Annotated in this window: 7 protein-coding genes; 6 read left to right on the top strand and 1 reads right to left on the bottom strand. The window is 61.4% G+C overall.

Annotated features, from left to right (window positions below; all coding sequences use genetic code 11):
• The first annotated feature begins 23 nt into the window (after positions 1 to 23).
• Both X756_RS154190 and X756_RS154185 read left to right on the top strand, forming a co-directional pair.
• Entirely contained in the window at positions 24 to 1,313 is a 1,290-nt protein-coding gene (locus X756_RS154190) for an HlyD family type I secretion periplasmic adaptor subunit (RefSeq protein ID WP_023667951.1), read from the top strand.
• Positions 1,303 to 1,944 (top strand): ribbon-helix-helix domain-containing protein, encoded by a 642-nt coding sequence (locus X756_RS154185; protein ID WP_023667950.1) that lies wholly within the window; start codon positions 1,303 to 1,305, stop codon positions 1,942 to 1,944. Before X756_RS154190 ends, X756_RS154185 begins: the two co-directional genes overlap by 11 nt.
• 85 nt (positions 1,945 to 2,029) lie before the next feature.
• Here X756_RS154185 and X756_RS154180 read toward each other — a convergent pair whose 3' ends face one another.
• Positions 2,030 to 2,974 (bottom strand): transglutaminase-like cysteine peptidase, encoded by a 945-nt coding sequence (locus X756_RS154180; protein ID WP_023729547.1) that lies wholly within the window; start codon positions 2,972 to 2,974, stop codon positions 2,030 to 2,032.
• Positions 2,975 to 3,297: 323 nt separating this feature from the next.
• Between X756_RS154180 and X756_RS1000000168715 the strand changes: the two genes are divergently transcribed.
• The 4 genes from X756_RS1000000168715 (at position 3,298) to X756_RS154170 (ending at position 12,929) form a co-directional block, all read left to right on the top strand.
• Positions 3,298 to 8,724: a VCBS domain-containing protein gene (locus X756_RS1000000168715; protein WP_023729548.1), complete on the top strand. Its 5,427-nt coding sequence runs from the start codon at positions 3,298 to 3,300 to the stop codon at positions 8,722 to 8,724.
• A gap of 43 nt (positions 8,725 to 8,767) precedes the next feature.
• On the top strand, positions 8,768 to 11,683 hold the full coding sequence (locus X756_RS1000000170380) for an Ig-like domain-containing protein (protein ID WP_198020011.1): 2,916 nt from the start codon (positions 8,768 to 8,770) through the stop codon (positions 11,681 to 11,683).
• Positions 11,684 to 11,813: 130 nt separating this feature from the next.
• The gene (locus tag X756_RS154175) at positions 11,814 to 12,137 is read left to right on the top strand and encodes a hypothetical protein (RefSeq protein ID WP_198020013.1); all 324 of its coding nucleotides are present in this window, start codon (positions 11,814 to 11,816) and stop codon (positions 12,135 to 12,137) included.
• Between the two features lie 81 nt (positions 12,138 to 12,218).
• Positions 12,219 to 12,929, top strand: a complete 711-nt coding sequence (locus X756_RS154170) for a transglycosylase SLT domain-containing protein (protein ID WP_245264479.1) — start codon at positions 12,219 to 12,221, stop codon at positions 12,927 to 12,929.
• The last annotated feature ends 33 nt before the right edge of the window (positions 12,930 to 12,962 follow it).

The following is a 12,962-nucleotide window of genomic DNA, read 5'->3' on the forward strand; positions in this document are numbered from 1 at the left end:
CACAGCACGTTGGGACGTGGTAAATGCTAGCCAGGGAAGACCGTCCGCCGCTTTTTGCGTCGGCTTCGATATTCATTATCGGAGCGCTTTTTGCGAGTTCGGTGGCCTGGGCATCCTTCGCCGAGGTCGATGAAATCGCACGCGGCGACGGCAAGATCATACCGGCGTCGAAGACCCAGATCATCCAGGCCAGCGAGCCGGGCGTGGTTCAGGAAATCGCCGTGACGATCGGTCAGGTCGTCAAGAAGAATGACCTCATCATTCGTCTCGACAACACCTTCAACACTTCCAGCCTTGGCGAGCAGCAGGCCAAGGCGCGGGCGCTGCAGACGCGCATTGCACGGCTCCAATTCGAACAGACCGGCAGCCTCGAGGGCGCGTTTCCCTGTCCGTCCGAGATCCAGAAGGTGGCGCCGGAAATCTGCGACAACGAGCAGAAGCTGCTAATCGCGCGGCGCGACAACTTCGAAGTCAAACTGTCGGTTCTAAAGTCGCGGCTCGATCAGCGTGAGAAGGAACTCGACGAAGCCAACGCCAATGCCGATCGCCTCACCAAGAACCTGGCCGTCAGCGACCAGGAGGCGAAGCTGGTCGAAGCGATGGTCAAGAAAGGCCTGATGGCGCGAACCGAGCAGCTCCGCGTCGAGCGCGAGCAGACCGAGCTCAATGGTCAGCTGACGCTTGCCGGAGAGACCATCAAGAAAGCCAGGTCTGCCATCACGGAAGCCAAGCTTCAGGTCGACGAACTTGGCCTGCAGCTGCAACAGGAAGCGCTCAGCGATCTGACGCAGGCGCTGGCCGATCTCTCGGTGGTGGACGAGACGATACGCGGTGCCACCGACAAGGTGGCGCGTACCGATATCCGTTCGCCTGTCGATGGTATCGTCAACACGCTTGACATCAACACGGTCGGCGCCTTCGTCCAGCCCGGCGCGGTCGTCGCGGGTATCGTGCCGACGTCCGAGACCCTGCTGGTCGAAGCCCGGGTCTCACCGCGGGACGTCGCCTTCATCCGGCCGGGCCAGGATGCCCTGATCAAGGTGACCGCCTATGACTTCTCGATCTTCGGCGGCATCGAAGGCAAGGTGTCGAACATCACTGCCGACAGCCTTGTCGACCAGAAGACCGGCGAACCGTACTATCAGGTGCGTGTCGCCACCGACAAATCGACCCTGACACGCGACGGCAAGACCTATTCGATCATCCCCGGCATGATCTGTTCGGTCGACATCAAGACCGGACGCAAAACGATTCTCACCTACCTTCTGAAACCAATCAACAAGGCGCGGGAGGAGGCAATGAGTGAGCGATAGTGCGATCTCCCGCCCGGTCGATCGCGACCGGCTGCTGCCACCGCTGGCGAGTGAGGATTTCGGTCTCGAGTTCCGGGTTGTGGCGCGTGGCGGCACGCGCCGCGGCATTCGTCTGGAACGGGCGTTCTGGACATCGCTGAAGCAGATGGCGGAAAGCCGCAAATGCACGATCGGCACACTGATCGAGGAAATTGCAGAGAGCCACGCCAACGCCGGAAACCTGACATCGGCAATTCGCGTAGCCTGCATGCGTGGATTGGCCGACCAAAACCTCACCTTGCAGAGGCTCGCGTCGATCAAGACCATCAGCGCCATTCTCGTCGCCTGTCCCTCGCCGGCCTTTGCCCTGGCATCGTCGAAGAAGATCCTGACCTTCAATGCGCCGTTCCAGCAACTGGTGCGGCGGCAATTGCCGGTGGCGCCGAACGAGGACGCGCGCCAGGATCTCAAGCTGGCGCTGGACCTCAATGTCGCCGACATATTCGCCAGGCTCGACGCCAATGGCGAGACGCCGGTCGCGACCGGTTTCGTCATAGGCGCCGGCGACCGCCGCTACCGCGGTCAACTGAGCGCGGTGCGGGCGCCGGTGGTCGAGCCGGAACTGCTGATGGCGTTCGTCTTCGGCGGCTAGAGCAATTCCGGGAAAAGTGTGAGCGGTTTCCGTGGAAAATTGCGTCAAACAAGAGATAGAGCGCTCAAGACTCTCTGATGGGAGCTTACGGCTGCACACCTTCACCAGGCGCGACCGTCGAAAGGCCGCCCTTGATATCGGCCATTTGAGCAGAACCGGTCTTCGCGCCATGGATCCACGCGCGATCGGTGCTGAACGAATACAGCGGCACGTAGGTCGGCAGGTCTGTGTCGCGGGAAACTACATTGCTCAAACTGTCGAGAATGAAGACGCCGCTGCCGGTGCTGACCGACAGCACGGCATGAAAGAAACCGCGCTTGCGATCCTGCAAGACGACCAGCGACATGCTCTGCGCCGGGATGCCTGCATGCAGCAGCGCGGCCATCTTGAGGATGGCGAAATCCTCACAGTCCCCTGCCCGCCGCTCAAGGATTTCCCGGGGCTTGGCCCAGTAGTCGAGCTTGCCGTAAACCACGCTGTCCTTCTTGTAGGCGATGGCGCGATTTATACTTGAGTTGACGAAGGACAACTTGTCGATGAAGCGCTTGTTCCCGGCTGCCTTGACTATCTCGGCAAAGGCGCTGTTCTTGCGTTCGCACGCGCTGCTCGCGGTACAGTCGACAATTGCCTTGTAGACCGGCGCCCAGCGCGCCGAAACCGGGAAATTGCGCATCGACAGGGCAACAGAACCGAACACGCCGGGAATGATCGCCGCCGTCTGGATCAGGTCGATCCCGGCGGCGGGCGGCGCGATCGAAGAACCACGCTTTTCATCAACGGCAACAGGACCATAGCTGCTGAAAATCATGCCGATCCGGTAGGCTGAAACCGGCTGCCATGGTTGCGGCCGAGCCAGCGAAACGCCGCCGAGACTGGACGGGGTTTCGACCGCCGCCAGAACTCCAGCGGCAGCGCCGGCATTCACGGCAATTGCTTTCGCGGATGATGGCTGCGGCAGGCTTGCGATCGCCATTGCCAGCAGGAGGAGCCTGAGCCCGGTTATTCCCAGGGCAGATTTTTCTTTTTTCATGACGCCCACCTCTTGACTGTGGACGGTACCAATCTTGTCTCAAATTACTGGAAAGGAAGGTGGATAAGTTTCCTTCAATCGGGAATACGTATTTTGTGTAAAACTTTATTCAAATTTATACTTCTGTTTACCAATCCAGCTCAGCCGGCGGATATCAAACGAAGCGCGGCGCGGCCAATGTATATCAGATTATATCTTCCGGGTTTACCACACGTAAAAAATGCCGAGACTTGCATACCGGGATATATGAAATTGATTGCGGGACAGTTGCAAAGCAGAAGTCGTCACTGTCTCTATCCGGGAAATGCCGGAGGGGTTTGGCGATGACGACCAGTAACGATTTGGATACCGTCTCGAATTCTTGGGACGAGCACTCTTCACATGAACATGGCGGCTCGCCATCGCAGGCAGGCATCCAGGTAGCGCAGGCCGCTCAGGCGGCGCCTGCCGAGCCGGTGCCGGTCGATGTCGGCAGTGGCGCACCCGTTCAGCCGGCAGCACCCGCGGAGGCGAAAGCGCCGGCGGCAGCCGCGCCGCATGAATACGTGGCCGACGCCAGCAACATCGTGAAGCTTCCGGCGGACGTCTCCATCGACAACATCAAGGTCGACGGCCACAATCTGTTGCTGGAACAGGCCGACGGTTCAGTCATCCTCATCAAGGATGGCGCGCTCAACGTGCCGACCTTCATCATCGGTGATGTCGAAGTTCCGCGCGTGGCCTTGCTGGCCGCTCTTGAAGCGAGCCACGTCGATGTCGCCTTCGGTGCCGATGGTTCGATCTCGGCAGGCCCGGGCGGCGCCCCAGGCAGTGCCGGCGGCGACTTCACCATTCCCCTAGGTGGTATCGGCGACGGCTTCGATCTTTCCGCATTGTTGCCGCCGACGGACCTGCAATTTGGACGGCTGGAGCCGCGTGAGCTGACGATCGGGGTCAGGGAAGAAGATACGACGCCGACAATCGACATTGGCTCCGGATTTGTCGTCAACGAGGCCGCGCTTTCCGACGGGACGGACCCGGCCAGCACCGCCGAGCAGGTTTCAGGGACCTTCAACATCGTCTCGGGTGATGGCATCGGGACGCTTGTCATTGACGGTGTGGACGTGACCAACGGCGGCAGCGTTGCCGGGCAATACGGCACGCTCGTGGTCACCGGCAATCCTACGAACGGCTATAGCTGGATTTATACCCTTGCCGACAACACTCTTGATCATCACGACAACTCATCGACCGGAACGACCGAGGGGGTTTCCGACAGCTTTGCCGTCGTGGTTACAGACACAGACAATGATCCGGCCACCGCGACCCTCAATATTGGTGTGCTGGACGACGGCCCAACGCTTTCGGTCCAGGCAACCGCGCAAGCGGCACAGTTGCTTTCAGTCGAACTCGACGAGACGGTCGGCGGCGACCGCTACAATAGCGGCGAGACTGAAGATGCCGGCGGCAACGCCAACACCGATGACGGGGTTGGCCTGGCCCAGGTGACAACCGGCCTGGCGGGTGGCCTTTCTTCGCTGTTCGCCGTTGGCGGCGTCTACGGTGCCGACGGGCCAGGCAGCACGACCGCGCAGTTGGCATTCACCGGCATTCCGGCCGGTGGCCTTGCCACGAATCTCATTGCCACGGACGGCGGGGCCATTACGCTCTTCCTCGAAGGAGGAGTGATTGTCGGCCGCGACACGCAGGGTGATCAGGTCCTGACCATTGCGATCACCGGCGCGCCCGGCGCAGAGCAGTTGCAGACCACGCTCTACGAAGCGCTCAACCATGGCGCCGACGGCAACAAGTTCGATTCCGAACTCAATCTGTCGCTGACCAATGGCGGCCAAGTTCAGCTGCAATATGAGGTAACGCGCCAGGACGGCGACGGCGACACCATTACCGAGAAGGCGACCGTCGACCTGATCAACGGCCAAGGCTCCGCATTCTCCTTCGACGACGATGGGCCAAGCCTAACGGTTGGCGCCCACGATGGAGCCGCTGGCCTGCTTTCCGTCGAACTCGACGAGACGGTTGGCGCGGATCGCTACAATGGCGCTATCGGCGAGACCGAAGATGCCGGCGGCAACGCCAACACGGATGATGCCGGTCCGGGCCTGGCGCAGGTCAACACCGCGGTAGCAGGCGGACTGACCAATCTGTTCACTGTCGGCGGCAGCTATGGTTCGGACGGTCCTGGTACCGTTACCGGGAATCTGAGCTTTACCGGCATTCCGGCCGGTGGCCTTGCCACGAATCTCACCGCCACCGACGGCGGCGCCGTCACGCTCTTCCTCGAAGGAGGAGTGATCGTCGGCCGCGACACGCATGGCGATCAGGTTCTGACCATCGCGATCACCGGGGCGCCTGGCGCCGAGCAGCTGCAGACCACGCTCTATGAGGCACTTAACCATGGCGCCGACGGCAACAAGTTCGATTCCGAACTCAATCTGTCGCTGACCAATGGCGGCCAGGTTCAGCTGCAATATGAGGTAACGCGCCAGGATGGCGACGGCGACACCATCACAGAGAAGGCGACCGTCGACCTGATCAACGGCCAAGGCTCCGCATTCTCCTTCGACGATGACGGGCCGAAGGTTACTGGCACCGCCCAGGTCACCGCGAATGTCGACGAAGACGGTCTGCACAACAGCCAGTCCACCGGAAATGCCGACAATCCTCAGTCGGACGGCGAAGTGACCGGAACAAACTCCGCTGTTGCCATCGGTGCTGCCGGCGCATTGAATGCAATCGTCGACTTCGGCTCTGACGGCCCGAATGCGAGCTCGGCCTTCGGCCTTGTCACCCAAACCACCCCATCGGATTCGGGGTTTGATTCGAAAGGCGGCAACGTCCTCATCGTCTCCGACGGCACGACCCTGACCGGCTATGTCGATGTAGGCGCCGGCGCCGGCTATCAGGCGGGCACGGATCGTCCCGTTTTCACCCTGACCGTCGGTGCGGACGGCTCCTATGTCTTCACCCTGATCGACCAGATCGATCATCCGACTCTGGATACGCTGCCGGGCGATAACACCGAAAATACGCTTGCCAATGGCGGTATCGATCTTTCGGCCTTCGTCATCGCCATGGACGGTGACGGCGACACCATCGGACTGGCGGCTGGTACGTTCAAGGTCCAGGTGCTCGACGACGTTCCGCAGATCGTCGCCCGGGATGCGGGCACGACAACCACAACCACGACCGAAACGATCGTCTACACGCTTCAGGCCGGCAACACCGATATTCGCGGCATGGATGGCGCCGGCAATCACGACATCAAGCTCAGCGGCATCGACATCAACGAAGGCGACAATTCCGTCAACACCACCGGCACCAAGATCGGCGTCGGCGACGGCCAGATCATCGACGGATACGAAACCCATCCGCTTGCTGGCCCCGAAATCGTGACGATGGACTTCGTCAACAACCTCAATATCCCCACCAACACCGACGGTGGTTCCTATGACGTGTCGTCGGTCAGCTTCACGATCGACGTCTCCCAGGCTCACCAGATTCACAATGCCATTCTTTTCATCGGCGCCAAGGACGGTGGCACGTTCGAGCCGTTCACCGTGAACATCAACGGTGTGCTGACGGCCGGTACGGCTGTTTTCGAAGGCGGCGTGCAGGTGGGCTATGCCTTCGCCGGCGTGCCGGATGGTGCGACGGTCGAAGTTGTGGGCAGCACACCGTTCGACCAGCTCAAGGTGGGCAACTACAACGATTTTACCTTCGATTCCAACGCTGGCGGGACCGATGCGACCTTAACTGGCGGCAACCCGTTCAAGATCTTCGGCATCGAAGCCAAGATCACCACCGTCACCACGCAGACGGAGGTCTTCAGGGTCAGCCACGACGAATCCGCCGGCGTCAACAATGCCGCGGATCCCAATCCAGCCAACGACACCGCGCTGCCCCCGCCTGCCCTGGTCATCGAACCAGACGCACTAGGTTACGCAAAATCTTCAGCCAGTGCACTCGGCCTGTTCAATGCGTCGGTTGGCGCGGACGACGACGCGACGTTCTCCTTTGCGGTGACGGATGCGAACGGCAACCCGCTGGCAAACATCGATTCGGGCCTGAAGACACTCGACGGCCTGGCAATCATGCTCTCGACAAATGCGGACGGCGTTCTCGTCGGCTCTGCCAACGGCGTCGACGTCTTCAAGGTTTATGTCGATCCAACCGGAGCGGTCTGGATCGGGCAATATCAACCGATCGCCCACAATGTCGACGGGTCAAGCGCGGCAGCTTTTGACGACATCGCCACGGTCGCCGCCGACCTGCACGTCAAAGCCACCATTACCGATTTTGACGGCGATTCCAGCACTGCCATATCCCATGTCGCCCTGAGCATCGAATTCCAGGATGATGGTCCGGTTGCGGTCAACGATCAGGACTCGGTCACAGAAGAAGGGCCGCTCACGGCAGATGGCAATGTGATCACGGGCGTAGGCGGCGCCGACGCAAACGCAACCGACGGCCACGCGGATCACCTCGGCACCGACGGCTTGGGCTCGATCACCTGGGACGGCGTCGATGCCGATCATCATGTAGCAGGAACCTACGGCGAGCTGACGGTGGGCGCTGACGGCAGCTACACATACGTGCTCTACACCCAGGCCCAGAACCCGGCCGGGTTTGCCGCGGTACAGGCGTTGGATGCCGGCCAGACCGTGGCGGAGAGCTTCGACTATGCTGTGGCGGACGGCGACGGCGATACCGCTCTGGCGTCCCTGACCATCACCATCAACGGCACCAACGACGTGCCGCAGATCGTCGTCGACCAGGGCAACCCGGCCGGCGCGCACGACCTGGTCTATGAAGCCGGCCTTGCGGCGGGTTCGGCGGCCGGCAACGGCAGCACGGTGGCGACCGGCACCTTCACGGTATCGGACCCCGACGGCCTCGACGACGTCCAGANCTCGGCGGCCGGCAACGGCAGCACGGTGGCGACCGGCACCTTCACGGTATCGGACCCCGACGGCCTCGACGACGTCCAGAGCGTCACCATCGGCGGCACCACGGTTGCCATCGGCAGCCTCAACGGTTCGACCTTCCCGGGCGACCACGGCACGCTGCTGATCACCGGCTACAACGCGGTAACCGGCGTAGCGACCTACCAGTACACGCTGACCAGTCCGACCACGGACGTTCCCGCCGTCACCGAGACCGAGACCTTCTCGCTCACCGTGTCGGACGGCACCTCCTCGTCAGCCCCGGCGGCNATCGTCGACGACGTGCCCAATGCGGTCAACGACACCAACTCCATCAGCGAGGACGCGGTTGCGCCGGTCAACGGCAATGTGCTGACCAACGACGTGCACGCCAACAACCAGCCGGGCGCCGACACGCCGACGAGCTTCGTCAGCTGGGACGGCTCGACGACGGGCGCGCATGGCACCTTCGCGCCCAATGGCGACGGCACCTACACCTATACGCTCAACAACGCCGATCCGGCGGTGCAGGCGCTCGATGTCGGCCAGACGCTGACAGAGACCTTCAACTACACGATGAAGGACGCCGACGGCGACACCGACACGGCAACGCTGACCATCACCATCAACGGCACCAACGACGTGCCGCAGATCGTCGTCGACCAGGGCAACCCGGCCGGCGCGCACGACCTGGTCTATGAAGCCGGCCTTGCGGCGGGGTCGGCGGCCGGCAANAACGCTGACCATCACCATCAACGGCACCAACGACGTGCCGCAGATCGTCGTCGACCAGGGCAACCCGGCCGGCGCCCACGACCTGGTCTATGAAGCCGGCCTTGCGGCGGGCTCGGCGGCCGGCAACGGCAGCACGGTGGCGACCGGCACCTTCACGGTATCGGACCCCGACGGCCTCGACGACGTNGTAACCGGCGTAGCGCCCTACCAGTACACGCTGACCAGTCCGACCACGGACGTTCCCGCCGTCACCGAGACCGAGACCTTCTCGCTCACCGTGTCGGACGGCACCTCCTCGTCAGCCCCGGCGGCGATCGTCATCGATATCGTCGACGACGTGCCGACCGCCAACAATGACACCTGGGGCCTGACCGTCACCGGCGCGACAATCCTCACCGGTCTCTTGACCAATGACGTGTTTGGCGCCGACGGCGTCGACACGGACAATGCTCCAGTCGCCGGTCAGGTAACTGTCACCCAGCCGGGGCACGGCACGGTTACCTACAACAATAATGGGACATTCACCTACACACCGACGAACGGATACAATGGCGGGGATTCCTTCACCTATACGATCAAGGATGGCGACGGCGACACCTCGACAGCCACCGTATCGCTGACGGTGAACACCAATGACCCACCTGTTGTCGCCAACACCGAAAACTGGATGCCTAGCGACCCGGCGCAGCAAACTTCGGGTACGCCGAACTATCCCAATGGGTATCCTCTGCTGATCACGACCCCTACGGATGCAGATGGAGACAACCTTATCGTCACCGCGACGGGCACGATCCCGACCGGCGTGTTCTACTACAACGGCTCGAGCTATGTCGCCCTGACAGCCGGCACGGTGCTCTACAATCCGTCCGCCAGCATCAACCGACTCGCTGATCTGGTCTACCGGCCAACTGCAGCGGTCACCGATACGGTCAACACCAGCTTTTCGCTGAATGTCTCGGATGGCACCATCACGACTGTCCAGACGGTCGGCATCCACGAAGTCCCGCCAACCAGCGTTCCGGGGCCAACTGGCAACATCCAGGGTAGTCAAAACAGCCCGCTGACGTCTGGCAATGACGCAGATGCAGACTTTGTTCTGAATGCATCATTCGTGAATGCCGTAAATAATGATCCGTCCGCTGGCTCGATTACTCTGCAAACCGATTTCCAGCATCGGTCCGGGTACTCCGTTCCAATCCAGGCGGGAGATCAGAACGGCAACGATCTCGAAGCCCAAGTCAATGTTTACATCTACGTAGACGGAATCAAATTCCAGGCGGTATCCACGACCGACGGGAATGCGAATACGTGGCTGTTCGACGGTCAATTGATGAAGACCGTCGTCGACTTCGATACAATAATCAATACGACCAATCCGTCGCAGACGCTCGCCCAATACATAGCTCTCAATCCTGTCGCTGCTGGCGAAACCTGGAACATCCAATACGATGACATCACCCCAGGTAACGAACAGGCCCGGATGCTCAACTTTGGTTTGGAGGTGTTTGACCCCGGAAATCCTGGCATAACCGTCAGCGGCAACGCCCTGCTGGCAGATCAGATATATGGCGGCTCCGGCAGCGATACTCTGTCTGGCAACGGCGGAAACGACATAATCGTCGGCCGCGGAGGCAACGATCTCATCGACGGCGGCGCCGGCAATGACCTGCTTACTGGAGGCCTCGGCAAAGATACGCTGACGGGCGGTACCGGCGCCGACACTTTCGTGATCGGAACTGGCGACTCGACACCGGTCATCGGTGGGTCGGCTGATGCCGGCACGATCTCAGGCTATGACACCATCACCGACTGGGGCGTTGGCGGAACAGCGGACAAGCTCGACTTCAGCGTCGCCGCAATTGCAGCTGCCACCACCACCGGGTTCAACGGCACCGACTCGGCCTTGACGTTCGCCGGGCAAACGATCAAGTCGGACGCGATCAGTGCAAATGGCATCATCACTTTCGATGACGCAAACACTTACGCAAATGCGCTGAGCCTCAACACGGCAGGCGGCGTGGCAGCAGCAGTTCAATATCTGATGGCGAACGACATTGGTGGCGCTGGCACGACCGTGGCCTTCGTTGGAAACGGGAATACCTATGTCTATGAGCAGACCACCACCAATGCCGGTGGCACATTGGTTCAGCTGACGGGCGTCGCCATTGCCAACCTCAATATCCTCATCACGAATGGTGCCGTCGATCCCATCATCCTCGACCTCAACCATGACGGCTTCGCCTTCTCCGACCTCAACCACGGTGTCCAGTTCGACATCAACGGCGACGGAACGAAGGACCAGGTCGCCTGGAACACGTCGAACGACGGCATGCTGGCCATCGACCTCAACCATGATGGCAAGGTCGACGACGGCACTGAACTGTTCACGCCGAGCTTCGGCGGCGGCCACTTCGCCAGCGGCGCGGCGGCACTTGCCTCGCTCGACAGCAACCATGACGGCGTCATCGACCACAGCGACGCGGCATTCGACAGCCTGCTGATCTGGAAAGACGCCAACGCCAACGGCATAAGCGACGCCGGGGAGTTGTCGAACCTCGCCCATAACGATATTACTTCGATCAGCACGACAACGACATCCGCTGTCGGCGAAATCGATGGGCAAACCGTGACCGGCAATGGAACCTTCCAGATGGCCGACGGGACGACCGGCAACTACGTCGAGGTCGAGCTCGACACTTCGCTCGCCGCCCCGGCGCAGCCGGCCATCGCTTCCGACGGCAGCAAGACCTTTGCCATCGGCTCGCTGGAGGTCGCCGACCTGATCGCCGACTTCCACGATGGCGACAAGATCGATCTTTCCTCCTTGCTCAAGGGCCTTGCCGGCGTCACCGATCTCGTAGGCGACGGTTTCGTGGAGATCGCGCAGTCCTCGGCCAATGCGGCCAATGCCGAGGTCAAGGTCGATACCGACGGCGGCGGCGACAACTATCATACGGTCGCCGTGCTGGAGAACTACACCTTCCACAGCGCCGCCGATGCGGTCAAAATACTCTACGATGACAGCCACGGCACCAAGACGGACGTGGCCTAGCATTTTGCAGCCAAATGGGAACATTTGGCGTTCGCATAAATGCGGCAGAACAAATGACAAGGGCGAAAGGGACGGGGTGAGAAGCATGAACAGAATTTTGCGAGTGGCTTTCGGAGCCGGGCTGCTGTCGATGTGCGTGACAGGACTTCAGGCCGCCGACATCATCGACGGGCCGGTGGCCGACTATTGCCGGACCGTCGGCACATCGAACCTGGTGCTGACCGACAACATCGTCGATCTCAAGGCCGAGGTGGTGAAGCTGATGGACGAGTCGGTGGCCGTCGCCAACAGCTCGGAATGGATCAATTCGTCCCGTCCTGCCTTCGTCTGGGCATCGGAAGCCAAGGTCGCCTGCGGCATGGCCTATGGCTACCTCAAGACGAACTACAAGGACGAGGACACGCTCAACAAGTGCGAATGCTTCCACGACCGCATGGTCGAGTACATGAACTGACCGGAAGGGATCCGGCAGTGCCGGTTGGCTGACCCGATGGTCGGCGGACGATTGACGAGGGCGATCGCCGGAGCGATCGCATTGACCGGTTTTGGCCAGCTTGCCACTCAAGCCTGCGCCAACTGGCTGGAACGACCTAGCCTGGAGAGACCAGCACCGTTCGGCTTGAGGCGGCCGGTTCGCTGCGACGCCGCCTCCGAATGGACGCGCGCGACATTCAAGGCGTTTGCGACATGCCAGGCATCGCTCTACGGCTTGGAGCCGGTGCTGGCGCACGCGGTGATGGAGATCGAAAGCGGATTCGATCCCGATGTGCACGGCGCCGATGGTGAGGTCGGGTTGATGCAGGTGATGCCGGGAACGGCGCGAATGCTCGGCTTTCGCGGCTCGCTCGACGAGCTTGGCGCGCCGGCGACCAACATCGCGCTCGGCGTCAGATATCTGGCGCAGGCAAACAGCCTTGCCGCAGGCGATCTCTGCACCACCGTCATGAAGTATCGTGCCGGGCACGGTGAAACCCGGTTCTCCGAACTTTCGGTCCGCTACTGCCGGCGTGCGCGTGCAATCCTGGCGAGAGAAGGTTTTGCGGTGGCCGGGCCATTGCCGGTGGCGACGTTCGGATTCTCCGCATTCCCGACAGCAGGAGACGATGGTGCCCCTGCCCCGGCGAGGCGGATTTGTGTGCGCCGCCTGTTCGTGCCGGGCCCACGATACATGAAATGCGCGGACTATCGAAGCGCCGGGCAAGCCAGAATGATCAAGGCGCTCCGGGCAAAACTTTTCGACGGCTGAGCCATAATCCAGCAATTGCAAAGACGGCGAGGC

The sequence above is a fragment of the Mesorhizobium sp. LNJC405B00 genome (genome assembly GCF_000502615.1).
GTDB lineage: Bacteria > Pseudomonadota > Alphaproteobacteria > Rhizobiales > Rhizobiaceae > Mesorhizobium.